We start from the raw sequence: 24,301 nt of genomic DNA on the forward strand, positions 1-24,301 counted from the left end.
ATTTGAATAATAAGGCATTAATAATAAAAAAGTGGACGAACTCAACAAAACCTTTAGGAAAAATCCCATCGCCTGCATCATATTTATATGTTACTGCATCGGATGGATTCTTCCTGTTATAATTGACCTATTTTTTTCCGTCCCGGCAACGGATTTAGGTCAGAAACATCACCACCATTCTCCATTTACTGGATTTTTAGTCCTTTCTTGTTTTTATCTGTTAATTACATTGATACTTGGGTTCATTTTTAAGAAGAATAGCATTTATTTAAAACTGTCGGGATATATTGGCATTTCATTAATCATTTTTACTGCTATTTACGGTGATTGATCAACATTTTCGAAATCAAGGGATTTAATTAGCATTTCTATTGAACATTCAATATCAGGACAAAGCATATCAAATCCCAAATTATTTTTCATTTCAGGAAAGCAATTGCAGCGTATATATTAAGGTTTGCCGGGGTTCCTGCTACTATTTGTGGAGAAATAGCGATAACTTAAACTTATAGGCCGCTTGCTATCCTGCCAAAAACCACAGACACTAAAAAATAAACCTGATAGGAATGATATTTCGGTCGGCATACCTTAATTTAGCAGTAACATTAATGAAATTTAATGGATAGCAGGGGCTACAGTTTACGAAGCACTACTGCTCCTGCTTTCCAAAAAAAATTAAAAAATATGCGCGTCGCCGTTATCGATCTAGGAACCAACACCTTCCATCTGCTTATTTCCGAAACAGCAGGAAATGAACTCAAAATTTTATACAAAACCAATGTTCCGGTAAAGCTGGGCGAGGGACGGATTAACGATAATATCATCATCCCAGCTGCATTTGAAAGGGGAATTAACTGCCTTAAAGATTTTAGCCAAACCATTACCAAATACAAAGCAGATAAAGTGAGGGCTACCGCGACTTCAGCTGTGCGTAGTGCCGAAAACGGGAATGATTTTGTTCATGCGGTAAAGGAACAGGCCGGAATCACGATTGAAACCATTAGTGGCGATGAAGAAGCGGCATTAATATATGAAGGTGTTAAACTGAGCGGCGCCATCACCGATCTTTCATTGATTATGGATATCGGCGGTGGAAGTGTGGAATTTATCCTTTGTGATGCGGAGAAACTGATCTGGAAAAAAAGTTATAATATTGGAGCAGCGCGTTTGATGCAGCAGTTCTTTAAATCAGACCCGATCAGTGATGAAGATAAAAATGCCATTTTATTCCATGTTCAAAACCAACTGACAGATCTTTTCGAGATCTGCGAAAAGTACCAGCCTAAAGTTTTGATTGGGTCTGCGGGCGCATTCGAAACTTTTACAGAACTGATCAGCAGAAAAAACAACCTCAAAACCGATATCAATAGCATTAAAACATTCGAATTTAATTTTGATGATTATATAGAAATAGCAGGCAAACTATTGAATTCTACCCACAGAGAAAGATCAGAAATGCCGGGCATAATCCCTTTAAGGGTTGATATGATTGTAATTGCAGCTTTAATTACAAATTATGTTATGGGCAGGGCTAAAATAAACCGGCTTACACTCTCTACCTATGATTTGAAAATGGGTGTTTTAGCAAGCCTGATATAAAAAATGATCCATCAGCAGATGGATCATCGAGAGTTTAGCGCATATTAATTTAGGATTATTTCTTTTTTGGTGCAATCGCAATTTTCCCCATAATCATCGGTTCGGCCTTTTTAAGCTGAAGATTATTTTGCTTCTCTTTAGAAAAATCGAGGGTTAAAAGTGCGGAGTAACGCATGCTTTCTACCACCAGTTGATTTTTGCTGATATCAAACTTATGATCTAAAACAATTTCGTAGCGACCGTTTTTATCGGTTAAAACCGCATATTTGGTATCGAGAATGGATAACCTTATTCCCGCAGCTGCTTTATTATCGGCACCGATAACATAACCATATATCTTTTTAGGTACAACCGGTTTTTTATCGTCGGTTTTGTTATGGATGGTTGCAGTGATTTCAATGGGTGTTTTAAGTTTTTCGGCCTTCGCATCCATTACAAAAACACTCATTCCGATGGCCAGTACCCCAAGGTATTTCATCCAGTTACGGTTGCTGGTTGGTACAACAGATAAATGATAATTAAGCTGATTTAACTGGCTCTGGCTCAAACGGCCGCATACAGAAGAACCTGAATTGGCCAGTACCTGTATAATTTCGGCATTGGTATAGCCTGAAAAATCGATTACATTTTTACTACAGGCTTTACAGAAATTAAAGCCTGCTCCTTTTTCCATTTCATCCCAGTTTTGCGAGCAGGGTTCGGCTATGGTAACTTCGTTAATTCTGGTTTTCATTTGTGTGTGTTTTCTTAGATGATGACATTTCTAAGAACATTCCACAAGATGAATTAAATAAATTTTAAAAGTTCGTTATAAAGCTTTTCGGTAGGTAAGCCCATTACATTGGTATAAGAACCTTCAATACGTTTTACCACAACAATTCCCCACCAATCCTGTACGCCATAACTTCCGGCCTTATCAAAAGGTTTATAATTATCGATGTAAAAATCAATTTCCTCCGCTGTAACGGCTTTACAATAAACTTCGGTCCTGTCGTAAAATGAATGGCTTTGATTACCCCTAACGATGGTTACGCCTGTAAATACCTCGTGCCTGCTGCTCGATAGTTTCTTCAGCATTTCCTGTGCATGTGTGCGATCAGTTGGTTTACCCAAAATTTCGCCGTTTAAGGCCACAATGGTATCAGCGGTGATTACAATTTCGCCATCTCCGGAAAAGGCTTTCGCTTTCTGCTCAGAAATATAAACAGCAATCTCGGCCGGACTTAAACCATCAGGATAACTTTCATCCACATCTTTTAACTCAACCTTAAAGTTTAGTCCCATAAGGGTTAAAAGTTCTTGTCTGCGCGGCGATTTAGATGCTAAAATAATGGGAGGAAAATTTACAGGCATATTTTAATTTTTTGCTAAAATAAGAAAAGCGGCATAAAGCCGCTTTTCTTATTTGATATTTTACCAAGATTAGTTATTTCCACCACCTTGTCTACGTTTTTCCATTTCGGCACGTTGTTCTTTTTGCCAGGTTTCGTAAGTTTTTTTCTGATCATCTGTTAATACTGCAGTAACTTTTGCATCATTATCAGCACGCATTTTTTGCATTTTCTCTCTCATTGCATCTCTATCGCCGCCACCCTGCATTTCTTCACGCATTTTTTTCATGGTTTCTGCCTGCTCGGTAAAAACAGCGGTCAATTTTGTTTTTTGATCATCAGAAAGCTTTAATTTTTCGTCTAACTGTTTTACCCTTTCTTCAGGTTTCATCATCATTCTGCCTTGTCCACCACCTTGTTGCGCGTTAGCGAAACCAGCTATTCCTAGCATCAATCCGCAAATCATCATTAATTTTTTCATGTTGTTCTTGTTGTTTTTGGTTGAAAATTGAAATGGTTTGATTGCCGAAAGCTGTTAAAGTTTAATCCCCATTATGTAACTTAGCTGTTGCAGTTAATCTTTAAGCAACAGCACCGGCACATGTGATTTAATGGTTAATTTCTGCGACACACTTTCGTGCAGTAAACTTTCGAAAAAACTGTATTTTTTTGGCAGGGCGATAATCAGCTGTGCTTCCTCACTCTTCGCAAATTTTACAATGCCTTTAATCGTATCAGGGTGATCGGAATAATGGTAGGCCGGAGAAAAATCTTGAAGCATTTCGTGGAGAAAATGTTCTTCTTCCGAATCGATGGTATGACCAGAGTTGATATTGAGTACCAAAAGCTCCAGACGGTGTTTGCTTAAAATATTTTTTAAAGCATGCATCGGGATTACTTCTTTCACCTTTTTAAAATCGCAGGCCAAAATGGCTTTTCTGATTGACTGGTAATCGGCTTTAGGCGGCACAACCAAAACCGGCACCGGACTTGATTTGGAAATCTTAATGGCATTTGAACCGATATCGCTTTCATCTTTAGCTTTCTTACCATTACTACCGATAATAATCAGTTCTATCTCTTCTCTGTTTACCCGATCGATGATGGATCTTAGCAATGTTTCTCTTGTTAAATATACTTCTATTTCGGCCTGGGGATTAATCTCCAGCATTTTAGCCTTTAATTTTTCCAATGCTTCCATCCTCTTTGTAATTTCATCAGCGATGTGTTCATCAGTCGTAATTACCATATCCGGCGTGGGGAGGATACTTTCGTATTCGGAAACATAATATGCATTAAGCAGGATAATTTTGGCATTCTCCATCGCAAAACTCAGCCTGGCGGCATATCTGGCGGCATGATCAGCCGTTTTGGAAAAATCAACGGGTACAAGGTATGTGCTCATATTATTGAAATTAATGTTGTTTAAACTGATAAATTAATCAATCGATTGATTAATTTATTAATGTAAATTTCGCATATAATTGGATTTATTGCAAATTTTAGGAAGGGAGATTTATAACGGGAACGTCATTCTGCTTTGAGAAGAAATGGTTTAGGATCTTTCGACTACACTACCATTGACAGAGTAAAAAAAGTAGCGTCATCTCGACTGGAACGCGACCTGTACCGATCTTTCATCCGTAGTGTAATGGAGAGCTCTATTTCGAGACAACGTAATGGTAAAAAGACAGAATAATAAATGAGTGTAGCAGATCCTTCGACTCTGCTCAGGATGACAATCGCGAGGAAATAGTAATTACTAATGAACGAATGTGAAATTGGCGTTCGCCCAGTAAACCAATGACAAATGAACCAGTGAACTAATTACTTCCCCGAATCAGCGGCGTTCGGGTTTTCATCATGCCACTTGCCCTGTACTTTCATTACCTTTTCGATAATATCACGCACAGCGGTTTTACCCCCATTGTAAGGAGATATAAATGTAGAAATGGCCTTTATTTCTACTACAGCATCGGCCGGGCAAGTTGGAAGACCAACAAGTTTCATTACTTTGAGGTCAGGGATATCATCTCCCATATAAAGTACCTCGCCTGCTGTAATGTTTTTATCCTGAAGATACTGATTGAAAATGGCCACCTTATCCCCTGTTCCCAAAAAAACATCGGTTACCCCCAGATTAAAGAAACGTTTACCCATGGCAATGCCATCGCCGCCTGAAATGATACAGATATTATATCCTCTTTTAACGGCCAATTGCATGGCATAACCATCTTTAATGTTAAAGGTACGCAAAGACTGACCGTTATCCGTAACTTGAACGGATCCGTCGGTAAGCACACCGTCTACATCAAAAATGAAAGTGGTAATTTCTTTTAATTTCTGTAAAAACATTTGGTTTGGAGATTGGCGGTGAGCGTTTGGAATCAGCTCAAAATAAGCATTCCGAACTTAAAACTAGTTACTGATTATCTCTCCACTCGTATACCCAGGCAGATTGAATTTGCTCTAAATGGCCTTCGCTGCTTTCTTCGCGGGTACCTTTAAAATTTGGTAAAGACAATACCCATTCTAAAAGTTCGGTAAAGCGGATACGGTAGATTTTGGCTTCAGTAAAATCATCGCCAAATTTCTCATATAAAGACATTGCGATATCTTCATAATCGTTCCAGTAAAAAGGTAAGGCAAATTTATCGTTGTTCATGTTTTGTTTGTTGTTGTAAGGTTGAAACGGTTAACTGTTTAAATTGGTTAATCGGTTAATTGTTAAGATGCGTCACTCGACTCAAGACTCAGGACTAAAGACTCAGGACTAACTAGTGCCCCATAAAGCCAGACTGATCCGGAATGGTTACTTCGATATCACCATTAATCACTACACACTGGCAGCCTAAACGGGAAGTAATTTTCGGACGTACGGCCCTGTCAATGAAATCTTCTTCTTTATCAGAAATCTCTTCGATATTATCCATACCCTTGGTTACGTACACATGGCAGGTACTGCAACCGCAAACGCCACCGCAGTTATGCTGTAATTCGATTCCGTTATCCAGACAAACATCTAAAACAGATTCTCCGGCAGCTATTGGTAATTCAATAGATTCGTGATCTGCTTCTTCAAAATTTATTTTTAGTTTAAAAATGCTCATAATTATTTTGCAAAAGTAACAAGCAAAAGCCGTAATTATGCTATTTCTGCATTAATTTTATGCTATTACTTAATATTTGATAAATGTTATGCAATTCGGGCATATCGTTCAACATACTCAAATGCTTATTTAAAGTGCTTTCGTCGCCCCGTACTGCCGGACCTGTCTGCACGTTTTCGGGTAAATTACCCATTACCTTATCAGCGGTTTCGGCTATCAAAGGCCTGATGATTTCAAAATCCAAACCGTTCTGATTCAAAATTTTATTGGCCAAAGCATACAGATGGTTAGGGAAATTACAGGCAAATACGGCAGCAAGGTGCAATACTTTTCTTTTCTCCCCATCCAACTCATAAACCTGGTTACTTAATTTTGTAGCCAAACCGTTCAAAACTGTCAGCTGATCGCTTTCATTTGCTTCGATACAAAGCGGGATATTATCAAACGAAACATCTTTGCTTTTCGAAAAAGTTTGCAAAGGATAAAAAACCCCAGCTTTTTTCACCTGCGAAGCCAACACATTGATATCGGTAGTACCGGAAGTATGAACCACCAAACCACTTACGTTCTTTAAAGATGCAGCCACAGTTCCTATAGCATCATCTTTTACCGAAATAATGTATAAAGCAGCGTGCTGTTCAACATCAGTTAAATCATCTATGGCACGGGCACCAATTAATTGGGCCAATGAAACTGCATTATCCAGGTTCTGACTGTATACCTGCACCAGATCTTCGCCTTTACTTTTTAAAGCTTTAGCTAAGTGTGTGGCAACATTTCCAGAACCTAATAAAACAATTTTCATGATTTTATGCGACTTTGGCCTCTTTTCTTCTTCTAAATATTGACAGTAAGAAACCTACAACCATTACAATTGTACCAGCCCAGTATAAATTGATGAAAGGAAATTCTATCGCCTTGAAAACCACCCAGTCTTTAGCCTGCTGAGGTTTCTCAAAAATCTGAAGCTCAACTTTTTTCTCATCAGGTAAAACTCTTGAAAAACGGAACTTAAGATCCAGTTCATCCACTTTACGAGCAAAATCGAAAGTATTATTGCCCTTTATCAGGAAAATAGGTTCAGTGTTGTAGATTTTACCAGCCGCATTAATTTCTAAAGGTAGACCCACAGCATAATCGCCCTGTGCCAAAGCTAAATCTTTAGCCACAGGTTTTCTGTCTAAATCTTTAACGGTTATGACCCCGCTGGTGGTATGGATGGTATCGCCCACAGAAACTTTTACGATACGTGGTTCTTTATAATTTTCATCATCAGAATGACCATCGTGATCATCATGCGATTCTTTTTTAATCGCCGCACTGGTAATTACGGTGTAAACATCGTAAGTTAAATAGTGCTTGGTATCAGGAGAAGAAATTAAACCCATTTTTTCGTTATCCTGTGCAAAAGGATGCAGGTTAAAATCTTCCTTAACTTTTCCTGTTTGTTCGTCAATTACTTTAAAATTTAACTCATAAGTAGTATTTGGCGCCACAGTGGTATCTTTTACATAAGTTACTGTATACTTACCCATTTTCTTAGGCTCGTTTTTGTATAACATGATGTTTTCGCCAGGTTTTTCTCTTTTCTCAAAATCCTTTACCGGAATAAACTTATTGGCATTAATAGACATAGGTTTATTGGTAGCGGCTGAAATTAAGGCCCCTAAAATTAAAAATGCAAAACCAATGTGCGCAATCGCCGAGCCGGCCAGTTTTGCTTTTCCACCGAAAGCCTGATACAGTATTGCAGCGTTAGAAAGTACCGCGAACAAACAACTGAAGGTAATCAGGATGTACATGGTATTGGTATAAATTTCAGCAACGTATGCCAAACCAGCAGTTAACACCATTGAAAAGATGATTGCAGATACTAAACTGCTATAAAATTTACGTGGATCAGTCCTTTTATATTTTAAATACTGGGAGAATCCTGAAATCAGCGTTATTAACACCGCAAATGGTGCCTGCCATTGGTTATAATATTTAACAGCATCAATCGGTGGCGTAAATTTAGTTCCGAAAGCTTTGTTAAACACGGGAACGGAAGTAGAGAAAATTACCTGGATACAGGCTATGGTAACCACCAAAGCACCGATAAACATCCAAAATTCGCGCGAATAGGTTTCTTCATCTTTAGTTGTAATCGGCAGTTCTTTCCACCTCTTTACAATTAAGGCAACAGCCAAAACTGCAAATACCACATTGTACAATACCAAATGCCCAAACATGCCCATATCGGTAAACGAGTGTACCGAGGTATCGCCTAAAATACCGCTACGGGTTAAGAAAGATGCATAAAGCACCAATAAGAAACTTAAAAACACCAGGGCAATTGCAGTAAAATAAGCATGACCGGTATTTTTATAGGCAATCATTACGTGTACGGCACCAATTAAGGTTAACCACGGAATTAATGATGCGTTCTCAACCGGGTCCCATGCCCAGAAACCACCAAAGTTAAGTGCTTCGTAAGCCCAGAAAGAGCCCATAATAATACCCGTTCCTAAAACCATTACCGCAAAAAGCGTCCATGGCATAGCTGGTTTAATCCATTCTTTATATCTTTTTTGCCATAAAGCGGCAATTCCATACGCAAAAGGCACTACCATACTGGCAAAACCCAAAAACAGGGTTGGCGGGTGAATTACCATCCAATAGTTCTGTAATAATGGATTTAAGCCCTTACCGTCGGTTATAAATTTAAGGTAGTTTTTAAAGTTCTCTGGATCAGCAAAAATAACAGGTGCGGCTGCTTTGAGGTCAGACACATCTCTTAACAGGATAAATGGTGAGCTGCCGATGCGTTCGCCAAAAATCTGCACACCTAATAGCATTGAAGTTAAAAAAACTTGCGAAAATGCAATAACCGCCATTACCGGGCTTTCCCAGGTTTTAGCTTTCCAGATTAACAGGGTACCCAAAAACGATTGCCAGAAAGCCCATAACCAGAAACTACCTTCCTGACCTTCCCAAAAGGCCGAAATGATATAATAAACGGGTAATGATTTTGAGGAGTGATTATAAACGTAATTATATTCGTAAAAATGCCCAAGTACAAGGTAGAATAATATTGCACCAATACCAATAATACTGGCAAAGTTGATGAGGAATCCAATCCGGCCGAGGTTTCTCCAGGATTTTTCTTCTAAATTTTTATCTCGGCTGGCAAAAAAATACGATATGGTTGAAAATAATGATGCACTAAATGCCAGTACAATAAAAAACTGTCCGATTTTACCCGGCAGCAGGTGTTCGCCTACAAATTGAATATCCATTAAATAAATTAGTTATATTTTTTCCCGCCGTCCTTATTTACTTCTTCTACTTTGCCATCCTTGTTAACCTCTACCAGGTTATCGTTATATTTAGAAGGGCATTTCATTAAAATTTTAGATGCGTAGAACTTATCCTGATCCATCTTACCGATTAGGACCAGTTTTTCTGATTTTTCAAAATCCTGTGGCTTTGTACCTGCGTAGATTACCTCCCGCACTTCACCTTTTTCATCCTTCATGTGGAACGAAAAATGATTGGCATCTTTTACAGCATCATAATAAGTACCCATTGATTTTACCCAGTAACCCATTACATGTTCTTCTTTGCCCGATAATGTGGCCTGTTTGAAGTTAGAATAGGTGTCGGTATTTGCGTTTAAGCTAAATAAAATCCCCACCGAAATAGCAATGGTAATTAACCCAATGATTGCACTTTTTTTCATGTTTGTGTATATTGTAAAAGCTGGCAACAAAGATAGAAAAATAGGCTTAGCAAGCATTCTTTTACATTTTTCTTGTCTTTATATTGACAATTACCTGATTTTTGAGGTACATTTTTTGGAAGAATGACAAAATTCATCAATCATTATTACGAATATCTTAAACGGCTTAAAAGTGCGGACTGAAATTATTAAGTTTGACCTGTCAGATCACCATTCCTTTTTTTACATCTTTGTAAAACGATTAACCCTATCAACATGAACCTGAAACAACTTTATAAGCTGCTGTTATTTATTTTATTGATCCCGGTTTTAAGCTCCTGTTTTGAGGTAGTTGAAGAAATTTCGATGAAAAACGATGGTACCGGCGATGTGGTACTAACAATCAACTTAAGCCAGAGTAAAACCAAGGTTGCCTCCGTAATGCTTTTGGATAGCGTGCAGGGTTATAAAGTACCTAGTAAGCAGAAAATCCAGCAGGAACTGAATGAGGCAGTGGCTTATCTTAAAAAATCAGAAGGCATATCGAATGTAAAAAGTACTTCCGATTTTAACAATTATATCGCTACCATCAGCTTTTCTTTTAAAGATGTTTCGAATATTAATAACATCACCAAAAATATCCTGGCACAACAGAAAATAAAAGCAACCAATACCTCTTCTTACACTTATAATAAGGCCACAAAAACCTTTAGCCGGAAATATCAGGCAATTGTTACCGCAAAAACCGAATTCAACAAATTAAAGGCAAAAGATAAGGCTGTTTTTAACGGCGCAACCTACACCAGCATCTATCGCTTCGAATCTCTTGTAACAAGTAGTACCAATCCGGCATCAAATGTGTCGAAATCCAAAAAAGCAGTGATGTTAAAAAGCAGTATTATGGATTTAATCAACGGAAAAATTAATGTATCAAACACTATACAACTATCTAAATAACATCATCACTACCAGAAAATCTATCTAAATGAAAAAAATTCTAATTGCCATCTCCCTCTTTTTATCGTTTAACCTGGCGCAGGCACAGGATTTAGTTAAAAAGATTCCCTCTAATGCTTTCACGGTGGCCACCATTAAAGGCGACAATATTTTTAAACTCATGTTTGTGAAAGATTTTAACGAATCTTTTGTTGGCAAAAAACTCTTGACCGAAACTTCTAAATCGATGGATAAGAACTTCACCAGTATCGAAGACTTTGGCATCAACCTGGAGAAAAACATGTATTACTTTAACCAGTTGAGCGATAGTATTACGTACAACTGCTTTTTGATTCCGATAAAAGATGCCAAGAAATTTGAAAGCCTGATTAATAACAAAGAAAAAAAATTTACGCAGCAGGGCGATATCCGCACCATGGTATTGCCTGATAGCACCGGCATCATTAAATGGAACAACAACATGCTTTATTTTGTAACCGGAAGCATCAGGGGTTCATTTTTTGCCGATTCAGCCAAATCTGCGCGCTACGGTATAAAAGATATCAGGTTCCAGGGCGAAGATGCACTGGCTGTTGATAGCACAGCTGTATTGGCAGATTCTGCCGTTGCAGTTACAGCCGAGCCTATGATTGAAGAAGTTGCTGCCCCGGTAATTGCAAAGGCAAAAGTTCAGAAAAAACCGACCGCAAAAAAGAATACTAAAAAAATTGTTGCAACGAAAAAATCAGGCAAAAAGAAACCGGCTAAAAAATCTAAAAAAGCAAAGAATCAGGAATATGAGATTATTTACCCCGAAGCTGCAAGTGATAGTACAGGGATGACTCCCGTTCATGGTGTGGTTGATGAACAATATGATGCTTACCAACAAGAAAGGGCAGAACAGGATTTAAAGAAAAAAAGGCTGGCTTTTACCTGGATGACGGCACAGGCCGATCAGATTTTTAACGGCACTTACGAATCCATAGAAAGCAATAAATCTTACAGCGCAAGTTTGGATAACAAAGCCATTGCAGAACTTTGGGTATCGAGCTTACAGGATGTTTATAATTCAATTGCACCCGAATTTGGCACTTATGGTAAAGCCGGACTTATGAAAGGTTATGGCAGTTTAAACGCCAAACTTTTTATGGATAACAAAAGTTTCCGTATTTCTACAGGTCTGGAACTGGCACAGAATCAAGCCGATGCTTACAAAAAAATCATGAACAGAAAGTTGAACAAAAACTTCTTGAAATATGTAAATAGCGAAAAAGCGCTTGGCTTTATGAGTTATTCTATTGATAGCAAAGCCTATTTAGAAGAATTCCCTAAATTATTGAAACAAACTTATGGTTCTTTTTTAGGGGCCAAAATGGATGAGGAAATTGAACTTGGAACCGATCTGCTTTCCCTTTTATTAGATGAGGAAGCAGTGAGCAAGGTAATTAAGGGTGATGCCTTATTCGTAATCAATGGATTAAAAAGCAAGGAAGTTACCTATACCACCTACGAGTACGATGATGATTACAACCAGAAAGAGGTAACAAAAACCAAAAATGAAACCCTACCCGATTTCCTTTTCATGTTTTCTTCTGAAGATACCCGCTTGATCAACAAATTGATTAAATATGGCATCCATAAAAGCATGGTAACCGTTCAGGATAATATCTATAAAATCCAGGAAAAGAAAAGTCCGGTTGATATTTATTTCATGATCAAAGATGGCATTGTGTTTTTTGGCAATTCGCTTAGCGAGATGCAAAGCATCAGTACCAATCAGCAAAATAACAAAATCAGTAAACTACATAAAGACCTCTTGAGCAAAAACAACTTTAGCTTTTTATTCAACGCAAAAAACCTGGTTGGCAAAGTTCCGGATTCGGAAATAGGCGGCGAAGAAACAGCTAAAAAGTTTAACAGCACCTTAGAGAAAATGGGCAATGTGTACATGAAATCGAACCCGATAAAAGGCAGATTGGTTTCGGCTGATATCAGTGCAGAAATCCCTAACGGACATGAAAATGCGTTGAAATACCTGTTTTCGTTAATTGAAAATGCAGCTAAATAGACTTAAGGGGTTAAAATGTTTTAATGTTGAAAGATTGGAATATTGCAATGACCAATAATCAATGACCAATAATCAATTTTCAATGACCAATAAACGAATGACCAGTGGGCCAGTTGGCAGTTTTCAGTTAGCAGTTAATAATTTCCAGTTGGCTATGCCACAGTTAACCGATTAACCAATTTATACAGTTAACCATTCTCATGAAGAAATTCTTAAAAATAACGGCAGTGATAGTAATATCGCTGCTTATTTTTTTTGCAGGTGTTTTAAAATACCGGAGATACCAGGCAGAACAAACATTGATTCCGCGGAATGCTGCCGCAATTATTAAAATCAATGTGGATGAGCTTTACAGAACCATCGCCTCCAATATGTTGGGCAACCCAGGATATTATTTTAAATCAGATTTTAAAAAAGATAGCAGCAGTACACGTGATAAATTTAACAATGGTATTAAAGTACCTGCAAGCATCTATTTTTATACTATTGAAGGTAAATCCCAGATTTATTTTTCACGCTTCGAAATAAAAGATATAAACGATTTTGAAAATGCTTTGAGAGATTTAATGCATCTGGAAATTACAAAAAGAACCGAAGGTACAAATATTGCCAAATCGAAACAGGGCAATGTGGCTGTTTATTACAACAGTAAAAGTGCTGCAATTTCTTTATCGGTTAAAGTAGAAAATGTGGATGGTATTTTAATGGACATATTAAACCAGAAAAACTTTATAAAAGTAAAGGATAGCAAATTCAAATATTCTGCAAAATCACTCTCGCATTTAACTTTTGAAACCGCTCATCATCAGGGATCAATCGATTTTGAAAATGGCGCAGTTAATTTTAGTGATGAGTTGCGCTCTGGAGATATTTTACCTCCGAATAAGTCTTTACATAATCAATTAAGTTTTGGCAGTACCATTTCTTTTTGGTTAAATGCAAACCTCAAACCAGGTAATCACAAAATATACCAGTTCAATAATTTTAGTTTCGAGCAGGATAGCTTATTGAAATATTATAACGGCAATTTAGATTTCGAATGGACCAATTCCATTACACAAACGGATTCTGTTATTACCTACGAATACAATGATGATTTTGAAAAGGTTGAAAAGGTAAGTTTACGAAAACGCAATATCCCTTCCATTTCAGTCAATATTGGTTCGAAAGGCAATGACTTGAAAAATTACCTCGCCGGACAGGGATTGATCAACTTAGATAGCAATACCGTAAATAAAAATTCTTTCCCGCTTTACAAAGTGTTTGTGAACAGCGATCAGGAGAACTTAAATTTCTCGACAATTAAAAAGCAAAATATCCCAATCAAAAAGATTGAATCATCAGATTTGCTTTATTTAAATGTTGATCTGATAAAATTGAACAAACAACTGGAAATACCACTAATTAGCAATTATCTTAAAACCCTGAAACGTTTAGAGGTAAAAGGCCGATTAACCAATAATAAAAAAGTTAACATTTCTGGTCAGCTAGAACTGAAAAACGGGGATATTAACGCTTTGTATCAGATTTTGAAGGGCTTGTAAAATAAAGTTAGTCATCTCGACTGCCGTCGCTACATTTACAGCGTCGTCATCTCGACTGGAGCAACGCGGAATGGAGAGATCTAAATCAGAAGGAATCTTGAGCATAGATTTCTCGACTTCGTTTCACTCCGCTCGAAATGACGATATTATTGTAGTATGATTTATTTTATTCCCCGCTGATTTAAGATGATTTACGCAGACTAAAATTTCTGCACAGATCTGCAAAATTGACGGGAGCAAACAAAAGCCCTGCAGTTTTTAATTCTGCAGGGCTAAATAATTAAACTGTTATCCTTCGACAAGCTCGGGATGACAAATTATAAGCTTATGGCCAAACGCCCAAGTTCATATAAGAAACCGCAATTTTATCAATTGAATTTACGAAAGCAGCAGTTCTTAAAGTCTGCGTGCCGGGTTTGGTCATCAATGTTTCGCGGATCTCGTGGTAAGAATGGATCATGGTATCTTCCAAACCAGAGTTTACCAGTTCCATTTCCGATGCACCTTTAACAATCATTAAACGGTGTTCAGGAAGAATGGTTTTACCGGTCAGGTTTTCTAAAGTAGCAATTAAGTTGGCGTTTGAGTTAGCCGCATAACGGTTCTCCATACGTCCGAATGCCACGTGCGAAAGGTTTTTCAACCACTCAAAATAAGAAACTGTTACACCACCGGCGTTACAATACATATCAGGGATGATAATACCACCCATTTCAGTAAAAATAGCTTCTGCCTCTGGCGTAGTTGGTCCGTTGGCACCTTCAGCGATAATTTTTGCTTTGATGTTACGAATATTCTCTTCAGTAAACTGATTTTCCAAAGCCGCCGGCACAATGATATCGCAATCCTGCTCTAAACCCTCCATCGAGTTTTTGAAGCTGGTAGCACCCGGAAAATCTAAGATTGAACCAGTGTTTTTACGGTGAGCAAAAACCTCATCAACGTTTAATCCGTTGGCATTGTAAATGGCACCTTCAAATTCGCATAAACCAACAATGGTAGCACCAAATTCGGCAAGGAATTTAGCAGAGTGATAACCTACATTACCCAATCCCTGTACAATTACTCTTTTATCGCCTAAACCAGCTTTAAAACCAATTTTAGCCATATCTTCTGCAACTTCAACACACTCACGTACGGCGTAAGCAACCCCACGGCCTGTAGCCTCTTTACGTCCACGGATACCATGCAAAGCAATTGGTTTACCGGTTACGCAACCCAAAGCATCAAGCTGACCCGGGTTCATGGTCATATAAGTATCGGCAATCCAGCTCATTTCGCGTTCGCCCGATCCATAATCAGGAGCAGGAACATCAATACCGGGACCGATAAAGTTTTTCTTAATTAATTCTGTAGTATAACGACGGGTAATAGTTTCTAACTCGGCAACACTGTATTGTTTGGTGTTGATTTTAATACCACCTTTTGCACCACCAAATGGAACGTTAACAATTGCGCATTTGTAGGTCATTAAAGCTGCAAGCGCCATCACTTCGTCTTCGTTAACCATTTCGCTGTAACGGATACCACCCTTGGTAGGGCTCATGTGGTGAGAGTGTTCTACACGCCAGGCGTCAATTACTTCAAAACCGTTTCCGCGGCGGATTGGGAATTGGAAACGATATACACTATTACATGTTTTAATCTGGTTCAATAAACCTTCGGGATGATTGGTGAATTGAGCCGCACTGTCAAAGTTCTTACAAACATCTGCAAAGAACTTGTTCTCGTCTGCTAGATTAGCCATTATTTATTTTTTATATTGAATAAGTTTTCGGTACAAAATTGCCTAAAAAAACTGCACATATCCAAATGCAAAAAGACTTAGTGTACAGCTCACACCACCCTGTTTTGGCGCTGGGGCTGTTTTTATACCGAATGTATAAAGTTGTCTAAAAACAATATTTAAACCTGTTTAAACGTAGATATATTGACTTATGAGCTTGATTAAAACGACCATTTTTATAGGTTTAATTTCAGTTATCCCGACCTAAAAAAAATTATAAAAAAAATATCCACAAGGGCATTTTATTGCAACACTCATTAAAACAACTACCGAAACAGCTTCGAAATTATGAATATTGTAAATTTCCCATCAAAACCTCAGGCACAAAAAAAGTGATCAAGCCTATTTTGATCACTTTCTGAAAATTAAATCCGGAGCATGATATGAACGATCCTTATAAAACTATTTTTCGATATGGTTTTCTTTTTCGATTTTCTTTAACCTCTTATCAATCGAGAAAAGATAGGCGAGCAAGCCAATCAGTATAATTACAATACAGATTACAACAACGTAAATTTTTCCGCTGCTGCGAAGACTGTCAGCCATTTCTACGCCATTATCCTGTGCAAATAACTGCATGGTGGCCATCAATAATATCAGGGAGAAAAATATCTTCTTCATTTTAGTTATGTTGTTGTTTGTTTTCTATTGAACGGATTCTGAAACGGATGGTATACACCCAGTAGCCGATTAATATCCAGCCTAAACATGCCGGGTAAAACACCATGCGCATAAGGCTATCTAAATCGTAACTGTTAAAACCAGGGTTACCACCATTGCCAGGGTGTAACGAATCTTTTAAACGGGGTAACACAAAAAGCAGCACCACCATCATCGGGAAAGCAAAAATATTATAAATGGCCGAAATTTTCGCCCTTTTCTGTTCTTCATCTATTGCATTGCGGAGGATGAGGTAAGCAAAATACAATAAGATGGAAATGGCTGCAAAATTTTGTTTAGGATCAAAACTCCAAAATTGTCCCCAGGTATATTTAGCCCAGATTGCACCGGTTATTAAACCCAAAATACCAAAAATAATACCTGCGTTTACACTTTCTACTGCTTTGATATCATCTATTTCGCTTTTACTGCTTAGCGATTTCACACTGTAAAAAACAGATATTGAAAAAAGTACGATCATGGCAAACCACATCGGAACATGAAAATACAGGTTGCGGATTGTTTCGTTTAAAATAGGTAAATGAGGTACGCCCAGCAACAAACCTGCAATTGCAGTATAAATTACCAGACCTGAACCTAAAATTTTCCACCAGGTTTTATGCATACGTATATCTAATTATTGAATTTTGAATGATTGAATTTTGAATGTTACCTTCCACTTTATCATTCAATCACTTTTTAATGCTATTACTTTTTTAAATTTTGAATGCCCTTCCCATTCAATCATTCCCTCATTAAATCCTTCAATTTAATTCTAATTATTTAATTTTGAATGAGTGAATTTTGAATGAGCATTCTACAATTCAATCATTTTCTAATTCAATCATTTAATCCTTTTCCCATTCAATCCATCTCTCATTCAGTCATTCAATCATCCTCTCATTCACTCCTTCTCCCATTAAATTTAATCCCTCCAAAGGTAAGGAAATAACAATAAAGAGGTTGCCACCATGAGTACATTCACCACCAGCAACATCGCTATTTCATCGTAACTATTCTCCCATGGCAAGCCATCAACTGCATTTTTCGCTAATTTAATTAAAAGGATCAGTACAGGGATAATGATGGGAAAACTTAATATTGCCATTAACATACCGCCGTTACCCGCTTTGCTTGCAATAGCCGAAACCATGGTAAATACGGTAGAAAAACTCATACTGCCCAATACCACCGCTACATAATACAGCACCATATCAGGCGGGGTAAAAGAATCGAAAACCAAAGTATAAAAGCCCAATGCGATGGTGGTAAGTACCAGCATGAGGAGCGTATTGTAAACCGTTTTAGAAATCAGAACCGCAGCCGGACTAGCCAGAATGTAACTGTAAAGCTGTTGTCCTTTGGTTTCCTGTAAAAAACTCTTCGAAACACCATTGATGGAGGCAAAAAGCATAATAATCCAGAACAAGGCGTTCCAGGTTAATTTATCGCCAAGGCTTACAAAAGAAAGGTAACAGGTAAAAATAGTAGAAACCACGTAAAGCAGTACACCGTTAATGGTATATTTGGAGCGCCACTCTAATAATACTTCCTTGTGAATTAAATATTTAACCTCTTTGGCCAATTGCATAACCGCAAAGATAAATAATTGCGCTATTGTTGGATGGCTTTATTGTTGTATTGTTGTAATTTTGTTAACGGTTTTCAGCCATGGAGACATAGAAAACACGGAGAAAATCTTAACCACAGATATTTTTTAATGGCATATACGGCACAAAATTAATTAGCCACGGAGACACAGAAACACGGAGAAAATCTTAACCACAACTTGTCCCGATCTTTCGGGAGATAAAAAGGATAAACACTGATATTTTCAATAGCATAAACGGCATATAATTTAATTGGCCACGGAGGCATAGAAATGCGAAGAAAACAACATGCACAACAAATCTGTGTTCATCTGTGTGAATCTGTGGTTAAAGCAATAATAATATGAACTACGCATCAGTTATAGAAACACCAATTGGCAATATAACCATCCTGGCTGATGATGAATTTGTACATGCTGTAACTTTTGAAGAAAAAGATATTTCAGATTTATCCGAAAACGAACTCACGATAAACGTTGCCAACCAGTTAAATGATTATTTTAGCGGAAACCTTCGCGATTTTGATTTCCCGATGAAACAGAAAGGAACCGAATTTCAACAGGAAGTTTGGCAGAATTTATTGGCTATACCTTATGGCGAAACCACTTCTTACGCCAAATTTTCGGCACATAAACCTTTAGCGATCCGTGCAATAGCATCTGCTAATGGAAAAAACAACATTGCCATTGTCGTTCCTTGTCACAGGGTAATTGGCAGTAATGGTAAACTGGTAGGCTACGCAGGCGGATTATGGCGTAAACAATGGCTGCTGCAGCACGAACGCGAAGTTACCCAACAAGGACAAACAGAATTAAAATTTTAAAACTATACTTTTTTTTTGCAGATGAATACAGATCAAGCCGGAACACCAGATTATTTAAAAGCCATCCGTTTAATTAATATCGAAGGGGACAAATGTTCGTTCGAAACCGGAAAAATCCCTATCCGCCAACACATTAATGCAAATTACTTTTTTGCTCAAACAGATGTATCTACCCTTGAAAAAATTCCCCACCCTGCACCACGACGACAGTATGTAATTACCCTGAAAGGCAGACTTAAATTTACGGTAAGTAATGGCGAAACTTTTATTATTGAACCGGGGATTGTGCTGATCGCCAATGATACCGCAGGCGAAGGCCACACCTGGGAAATTGTAGATGGCAATGAATGGGAAAGGATTTACATCCCTTTAGATGAAGATACAGACGACTATTTTACAATAGACTAACACTCTTAAAACCGGGATCAGCTCAAATTCGTAAATAATATCAAAACCTGAGATATTATGAAAACGATTTGCTCCCTCCTGTTTGTTCTTTTAAGCTACCTGCCTATGGAAAAAAATGTTCCGGTGGCTAAACTGGATTTAAAAAAATACGCCGGAACGTGGTATTCGTTATATTCTATACCCACAATTTTCGATAAAGGCAGCCGCGAAACCACAACAAAATACACCTTAAACAAAGATGGCTATTACAATGTGCTTACCACCTACAAAAAGCCAGGAGATGAAAAAGTTTATTCGAGAAATTCAAAAATGTTCCCATCAGAAAGCGGCGATAGCGGAGAGTTACAGGCACAGTTTATCTGGCCGATAAAGGTTGATTACTGGATTATCGAACTGGCCGATGATTATTCTTATGTAGTGGTTGGTCACCCTGATCACAAATTTTTGTTCATCATGAGCCGCAGTCAGACGATGCCGAAGAAAACCCATGATGAAATAGTGGCCAGGTGCAAGGCAAAAGGATATGAAGTGGGTAAACTTACTTCACAATTGCACGAAAAAGTTTAAGCCGTAATTTTTTCTCCGCGTTTAACGCTGAAGAGCATAAATATTACACCAACCAAAAGTACAATCCATCCCCATTGGAAATGAACTACTTTACCGATTAGTTTATTGGCAAAACCGTATTTTGTATAATTATTCGCAGTAAAATAAACAGCAACAACAGCTAAAATATACCAGATTGCCATTATAAAACTCATAAACCTAAACGCGCCTACTTTTCTAATGAACAGAAACAATACCGAAATGGCGATAATGGCATAAGTAATCATAAATAAACGCGCATCAGATTGGTACAAGTTCCAGTTACCTTTAATCGGCACTTTTAATATCGGACAGAAGCCTGCAATAACGCATAACAAAATGCCTAACCATGCCCTGAATTTATTTAATACTAACATTTTTATTTTGGTTAATCGGTTAATTGTTTGAATTGGTTAACTGGGGTTAATAGTTCATAATTGATCATTCTATCGCTCACTTTTGGCTTTCCTATAACTCTTAACCAATAACTAATTAACGAATGAACTGATGAACTAAATTACTACTGTCCTTCAATAATCCCCATTTTATCGGCAAAGTGTGCGCAATAATCGCGTAAATCTTCAACGATAAGGGTTTCGTTAGTGGCTTTCAAAAAGCTGTCGCCCATGGTTTGTAGAGTTTCGTAGAAGAAACGTTTCATCTCGTCAACAGGCATATCTTTTGTCCAAAGATCAATGCGCATTGAGTTTTTGTAATTGTGATCCCAAAGTGCCAGGAACATGGATTTTACCGGAACTTTATCAGTGGTTTGGGCATCAGTACTTTCCCAAAGAATATTCTCCGGCATATTGTTATCGTCTAACTCAACGGTTATTTTAATTTCTGCTTTTCTCATATTAATATTGATTTCACCGATTGAACAGATATCATAGATTTCTATCGGTAATTTTTACGGATGCAAAGATGATGAATTTACCAAATACTTCGCCTTTGTATTATACTACTTTTTGTAATATTAACATCAAGATTGCAGCAATAACAATAAATGTCAACTCAACTACCCAAATCCTTTTGATATCTTTTAAGGTAAACCTGAAAATTAAGTCTGTAATAAAAGTTACCACAATAAGGCAACCTAAAATAAGGAGGTAAAAACCACTCATATTTATCTGGCGGGGTGCTGTCGCTTTTTCTGAAAGCAGATTTACAGTTACCAAGCCCAAACCAATGGCACTAACGATGTTTAAAGGCGTAATTCTAAGTTTCATTACTTTTTCTTATCGAATCTTTTACCTTTTTTAAAACTCTTTACTTCTTTGCCGGCTTTTGCCTTCGCTTTATCCCTAACTTTTTTCTCGATAGCAGCAGCATGTTTTTTCTCATGGAAAGCCCCTTTAAAATCAGGATCTTCCTTACGTTTCTGCATATCTATTTCTTTTGCAATATGCTGACGTTCTTCGTAAGGAGTAGCTTCAATAAAAACACCTTCCGGAATTTCGGCAACGGGAATCTGCTGACGAATCAGCTTTTCAATCTTACGGACATAGTATTTTTCGCCATCGGTGGCAAAAGTTATGGCATCACCTTTGGCAAAAGCCCTTCCGGTACGGCCAATCCTGTGCACATAATCTTCAATAATAATCGGCACATCAAAATTAATTACGTGGCTTACATCACTCACATCAATCCCCCTGCTCGCCACATCGGTAGCTACTAAAACACGGATATTCCCTTCTTTGAAGCTATTAATGGAGTTAATTCTTGTATTTTGTCCCTTGTTAGCATGGATTACGCGTACATTTTCTGCACCATACCTGCGTTCGATAAAGCTGAAAATATTATCGGCAACGGTTTTGGTTTTACAGAAAATAATAAGGCGGTTAAAAGCCTCGTCATTTTTCAACAAATGCTGCAACAGGTTAATCTTAGTTTTAAAATTGGGAACATGGTATAGAACCTGCGTTACATTTGCTGCAGGGGTTGCCTGCTGAGAAGCTTCTATTACAACCGGGTTTTTCAGGAAATCGCCTGCAATTTTCTGAACCAGATCGCTCATGGTTGCCGAGAATAATAAATTCTGACGTTTACGTGGAACAATCTCCAGAATACGATGAATTGAGCCGATAAAACCCATATCCATCATTTTATCAGCTTCATCAAGCACCAAAAATTTTAAGCTTTGTGTATTGATATCGCCTGACAAATATAGATCCAGGAACCTTCCGGGCGTGGCTATTAAAATATCGACTCCTTTTGCAATCTGTTCTTTTTGTGTTTTCGGACCTATTCCACCGAAAATCACCAATGAGCGTAAATCGGTATAAGTAGAAAATAATTTCACTTGCTCGGCAATCTGCATGGCCAGTTCGCGTGTTGGCGACAAAATCAAAGCTCTTGGAATATCGCCCTGGGCATACTTCAATTGCATTAAAATCGGTAGTACAAAAGCTGCTGTTTTTCCCGTACCCGTTTCTGCGATACCAAAAATATCCTGACCAGATAATACCGGCGCAATTGCTTTTTCCTGTATCGGTGTGGCAACGGTATAACCTGCGTCGGCAACTGCATTTAAAATTTGCCTGTTTAACTTAAATTCTTCGAACGATTTTGCCATAGCGCACAAAGATAGTGATTAAGGTTGAGGGTTTGAAGGTATAAGGCAGAAGGTTTGAAGCCAATCGCAAATCTAAAGACCATTAAAGCCCGGTAATACAGACCAATCTACTTGCAAACTCTTTTTTATAATTATTTCTAAGCTCAAAACCTTGATACTTGCGACTTGATACTCGCAAAATAAACACTAAATTACTACCTTTGAAACCATGAATACTTACCTGATAAAAGCTGCTACAATTGTAAATGAAGGACAGAAAATTGTTGCTGATGTATTGATAAAAGATGGATTAATTGCCAAAATTGGTCAAAACTTATCCGAAACCGGAGCGCAGGAAATAAACGCAGAAGGACAATACCTTTTACCGGGAATGATTGATGATCAGGTACATTTTCGTGAGCCGGGTTTAACCCACAAAGCCGATATTTTTACTGAAAGTATGGCGGCGGTAGCAGGAGGAATAACCTCTTTTATGGAAATGCCCAACACCGTACCCAATACTTTAACACAGGATTTACTGGCTGATAAGTATGAAATTGCTGCGCAAACCTCATTGGCCAATTACTCGTTCTACATGGGGGCCAGCAATGATAACATTGAAGAAGTTTTAAAAACCGATCCGAAAAATGTTTGCGGTATTAAAGTTTTTATGGGCTCATCAACCGGAAATATGTTGGTAGACAATGAAAAAACCTTAGAAAACATTTTTAGTAAAGCACCAATTTTGGTGGCAACACATTGCGAAGATGAAGCAACCATCCGTCATAACTTAGCAGAATTTAAAGCTAAATATGGCGAAGAGCTTACCATCGAGATGCATCCTTTAATCCGCAGCGCAGAGGCTTGTTATAAATCATCATCATTGGCGGTCGAATTGGCAAAAACTTACCAAACGCGCTTACACATTCTACACATTTCTACCGCAAAAGAAATTACATTATTTGATAACATTACGCCATTAAAAGATAAAAAAATTACCGCCGAAGCCTGCGTACACCACCTTTGGTTTAATGATAAGGATTATGCCTCAAGAGGAAATTTTATAAAATGGAACCCTGCAGTAAAAACTGAAGATGATCAGAATGGGGTACTTAAAGGTGTGCTAGAAAATTATATCGACGTCATTGCAACCGATCATGCGCCTCATACTTTAGCAGAAAAACAACAGCCCTATTCGCAGGCTCCATCTGGCGGTCCGCTGGTACAGCATGCTTTGCCTGCATTGCTGGAAATGCATTTGCAGGGAAAAATTTCTTTAGAACGCATTGCAGAAAAAACGGCGCATAACCTGGCTATTTGCTTTGATATCGAAAAACGTGGTTTCATCCGCGAAGGCTATTGGGCAGATTTGGTTCTGGTTAACTTAAACGATCCGTGGAGGGTAACCAAACTCAATAATTTTTATAAATGCGGTTGGAGCCCCTTTGATGGAGATACCTTCCAGGCCAGTATTACACATACTTTTGTTTCAGGAAATTTAGCCTATCAAAATGGCAAATTCACGACGGATCAGATCGGAAAACGCTTAACTTTTGCAAGATAAATTCGTTATATTTGTTTATTACA

The 24,301-nt window shown here is 37.9% G+C and carries 26 protein-coding genes; 8 read left to right on the plus strand and 18 right to left on the minus strand.

Annotated features, from left to right (window positions below):
* Positions 1–684: 684 nt before the first annotated feature.
* Positions 685–1,599 carry a Ppx/GppA phosphatase family protein gene (locus DRW42_RS08365; RefSeq protein ID WP_113948556.1) on the plus strand — a complete coding sequence of 305 codons (915 nt, stop codon included), beginning with the start codon at positions 685–687 and terminating at the stop codon, positions 1,597–1,599.
* A 55-nt stretch (positions 1,600–1,654) separates the two neighbouring features.
* On the opposite strand, the gene DRW42_RS08370 is transcribed toward DRW42_RS08365, so the two are convergent.
* The 10 genes from DRW42_RS08370 to DRW42_RS08415 form a co-directional block, all read right to left on the minus strand.
* A complete protein-coding gene (locus tag DRW42_RS08370; protein WP_113948383.1) occupies positions 1,655–2,332 on the minus strand; it encodes a hypothetical protein in 678 nt (225 codons plus the stop codon).
* Between the two features lie 53 nt (positions 2,333–2,385).
* Positions 2,386–2,952: a Maf family protein gene (locus DRW42_RS08375; protein WP_113948384.1), complete on the minus strand. Its 567-nt coding sequence runs from the start codon at positions 2,950–2,952 to the stop codon at positions 2,386–2,388.
* A 69-nt stretch (positions 2,953–3,021) separates the two neighbouring features.
* Positions 3,022–3,411: a Spy/CpxP family protein refolding chaperone gene (locus DRW42_RS08380; RefSeq protein WP_113948385.1), complete on the minus strand. Its 390-nt coding sequence runs from the start codon at positions 3,409–3,411 to the stop codon at positions 3,022–3,024.
* A gap of 93 nt (positions 3,412–3,504) precedes the next feature.
* Positions 3,505–4,335 carry a universal stress protein gene (locus DRW42_RS08385; protein ID WP_113948386.1) on the minus strand — a complete coding sequence of 277 codons (831 nt, stop codon included), beginning with the start codon at positions 4,333–4,335 and terminating at the stop codon, positions 3,505–3,507.
* 422 nt (positions 4,336–4,757) lie between these two features.
* Positions 4,758–5,285, minus strand: coding sequence for a KdsC family phosphatase (locus DRW42_RS08390; protein WP_113948387.1), 528 nt, complete (start codon positions 5,283–5,285; stop codon positions 4,758–4,760).
* Between the two features lie 67 nt (positions 5,286–5,352).
* On the minus strand, positions 5,353–5,595 hold the full coding sequence (gene iscX / locus DRW42_RS08395) for a Fe-S cluster assembly protein IscX (protein ID WP_025143141.1): 243 nt from the start codon (positions 5,593–5,595) through the stop codon (positions 5,353–5,355).
* A 112-nt stretch (positions 5,596–5,707) separates the two neighbouring features.
* A complete protein-coding gene (locus DRW42_RS08400) occupies positions 5,708–6,040 on the minus strand; it encodes a 2Fe-2S iron-sulfur cluster-binding protein (protein WP_025143142.1) in 333 nt (110 codons plus the stop codon).
* A 40-nt stretch (positions 6,041–6,080) separates the two neighbouring features.
* Positions 6,081–6,845: a Rossmann-like and DUF2520 domain-containing protein gene (locus tag DRW42_RS08405; protein ID WP_113948388.1), complete on the minus strand. Its 765-nt coding sequence runs from the start codon at positions 6,843–6,845 to the stop codon at positions 6,081–6,083.
* Between the two features lie 4 nt (positions 6,846–6,849).
* Positions 6,850–9,318 carry a heme lyase CcmF/NrfE family subunit gene (locus DRW42_RS08410; protein WP_113948389.1) on the minus strand — a complete coding sequence of 823 codons (2,469 nt, stop codon included), beginning with the start codon at positions 9,316–9,318 and terminating at the stop codon, positions 6,850–6,852.
* 8 nt (positions 9,319–9,326) lie between these two features.
* Positions 9,327–9,761 carry a cytochrome c maturation protein CcmE domain-containing protein gene (locus DRW42_RS08415; protein WP_113948390.1) on the minus strand — a complete coding sequence of 145 codons (435 nt, stop codon included), beginning with the start codon at positions 9,759–9,761 and terminating at the stop codon, positions 9,327–9,329.
* A gap of 255 nt (positions 9,762–10,016) precedes the next feature.
* Between DRW42_RS08415 and DRW42_RS08420 the strand changes: the two genes are divergently transcribed.
* The 3 genes from DRW42_RS08420 to DRW42_RS08430 all read left to right on the plus strand — a co-directional run bounded on the left by DRW42_RS08420 (position 10,017) and on the right by DRW42_RS08430 (position 14,288).
* Complete coding sequence (locus tag DRW42_RS08420) at positions 10,017–10,697, plus strand: hypothetical protein (RefSeq protein ID WP_113948391.1); 681 nt, start codon at positions 10,017–10,019, stop codon at positions 10,695–10,697.
* A 28-nt stretch (positions 10,698–10,725) separates the two neighbouring features.
* Positions 10,726–12,744 carry a hypothetical protein gene (locus tag DRW42_RS08425; protein ID WP_113948392.1) on the plus strand — a complete coding sequence of 673 codons (2,019 nt, stop codon included), beginning with the start codon at positions 10,726–10,728 and terminating at the stop codon, positions 12,742–12,744.
* A 200-nt stretch (positions 12,745–12,944) separates the two neighbouring features.
* On the plus strand, positions 12,945–14,288 hold the full coding sequence (locus DRW42_RS08430; protein WP_113948393.1) for a hypothetical protein: 1,344 nt from the start codon (positions 12,945–12,947) through the stop codon (positions 14,286–14,288).
* A 325-nt stretch (positions 14,289–14,613) separates the two neighbouring features.
* On the opposite strand, the gene DRW42_RS08435 is transcribed toward DRW42_RS08430, so the two are convergent.
* The 4 genes from DRW42_RS08435 to DRW42_RS08450 all read right to left on the minus strand — a co-directional run bounded on the left by DRW42_RS08435 (position 14,614) and on the right by DRW42_RS08450 (position 18,325).
* The gene (locus DRW42_RS08435; RefSeq protein WP_113948394.1) at positions 14,614–16,035 is read right to left on the minus strand and encodes a Glu/Leu/Phe/Val family dehydrogenase; all 1,422 of its coding nucleotides are present in this window, start codon (positions 16,033–16,035) and stop codon (positions 14,614–14,616) included.
* Positions 16,036–16,476: 441 nt separating this feature from the next.
* Positions 16,477–16,695 carry a CcmD family protein gene (locus tag DRW42_RS08440; RefSeq protein ID WP_113948395.1) on the minus strand — a complete coding sequence of 73 codons (219 nt, stop codon included), beginning with the start codon at positions 16,693–16,695 and terminating at the stop codon, positions 16,477–16,479.
* A 1-nt stretch (position 16,696) separates the two neighbouring features.
* The gene (gene ccsA, locus DRW42_RS08445; RefSeq protein ID WP_113948396.1) at positions 16,697–17,359 is read right to left on the minus strand and encodes a cytochrome c biogenesis protein CcsA; all 663 of its coding nucleotides are present in this window, start codon (positions 17,357–17,359) and stop codon (positions 16,697–16,699) included.
* 300 nt (positions 17,360–17,659) lie between these two features.
* On the minus strand, positions 17,660–18,325 hold the full coding sequence (locus DRW42_RS08450; protein WP_113948397.1) for a heme exporter protein CcmB: 666 nt from the start codon (positions 18,323–18,325) through the stop codon (positions 17,660–17,662).
* 362 nt (positions 18,326–18,687) lie between these two features.
* Between DRW42_RS08450 and DRW42_RS08455 the strand changes: the two genes are divergently transcribed.
* Genes DRW42_RS08455 through DRW42_RS08465 form a run of 3 tightly spaced genes read left to right on the plus strand, consistent with a single transcriptional unit; the run spans position 18,688 to position 20,142 of the window.
* Complete coding sequence (locus DRW42_RS08455; RefSeq protein ID WP_113948398.1) at positions 18,688–19,167, plus strand: methylated-DNA--[protein]-cysteine S-methyltransferase; 480 nt, start codon at positions 18,688–18,690, stop codon at positions 19,165–19,167.
* A gap of 21 nt (positions 19,168–19,188) precedes the next feature.
* Complete coding sequence (locus DRW42_RS08460; protein ID WP_113948399.1) at positions 19,189–19,575, plus strand: cupin domain-containing protein; 387 nt, start codon at positions 19,189–19,191, stop codon at positions 19,573–19,575.
* Between the two features lie 57 nt (positions 19,576–19,632).
* Positions 19,633–20,142: a lipocalin family protein gene (locus DRW42_RS08465; RefSeq protein WP_113948400.1), complete on the plus strand. Its 510-nt coding sequence runs from the start codon at positions 19,633–19,635 to the stop codon at positions 20,140–20,142.
* Here DRW42_RS08465 and DRW42_RS08470 read toward each other — a convergent pair.
* The 4 genes from DRW42_RS08470 to DRW42_RS08485 form a co-directional block, all read right to left on the minus strand.
* Positions 20,139–20,537 (minus strand): hypothetical protein, encoded by a 399-nt coding sequence (locus DRW42_RS08470; RefSeq protein ID WP_113948401.1) that lies wholly within the window; start codon positions 20,535–20,537, stop codon positions 20,139–20,141. The genes DRW42_RS08465 and DRW42_RS08470 overlap by 4 nt on opposite strands.
* Before the next feature lie 143 nt (positions 20,538–20,680).
* Positions 20,681–21,016 carry a gliding motility protein GldC gene (gldC, locus tag DRW42_RS08475; RefSeq protein ID WP_113948402.1) on the minus strand — a complete coding sequence of 112 codons (336 nt, stop codon included), beginning with the start codon at positions 21,014–21,016 and terminating at the stop codon, positions 20,681–20,683.
* Between the two features lie 100 nt (positions 21,017–21,116).
* Entirely contained in the window at positions 21,117–21,389 is a 273-nt protein-coding gene (locus DRW42_RS08480; RefSeq protein WP_113948403.1) for a hypothetical protein, read from the minus strand.
* Positions 21,389–22,735 (minus strand): DEAD/DEAH box helicase, encoded by a 1,347-nt coding sequence (locus DRW42_RS08485; RefSeq protein ID WP_113948404.1) that lies wholly within the window; start codon positions 22,733–22,735, stop codon positions 21,389–21,391. The genes DRW42_RS08480 and DRW42_RS08485 overlap by 1 nt, the downstream gene beginning before the upstream one ends.
* A 208-nt stretch (positions 22,736–22,943) precedes the next feature.
* On the opposite strand from DRW42_RS08485, the gene DRW42_RS08490 reads away from it, so the two are divergent.
* The gene (locus DRW42_RS08490; protein WP_113948405.1) at positions 22,944–24,278 is read left to right on the plus strand and encodes a dihydroorotase; all 1,335 of its coding nucleotides are present in this window, start codon (positions 22,944–22,946) and stop codon (positions 24,276–24,278) included.
* Positions 24,279–24,301 lie beyond the last annotated feature (23 nt).

The sequence above is a fragment of the Pedobacter miscanthi genome (assembly GCF_003315595.1).
GTDB lineage: Bacteria > Bacteroidota > Bacteroidia > Sphingobacteriales > Sphingobacteriaceae > Pedobacter > Pedobacter miscanthi.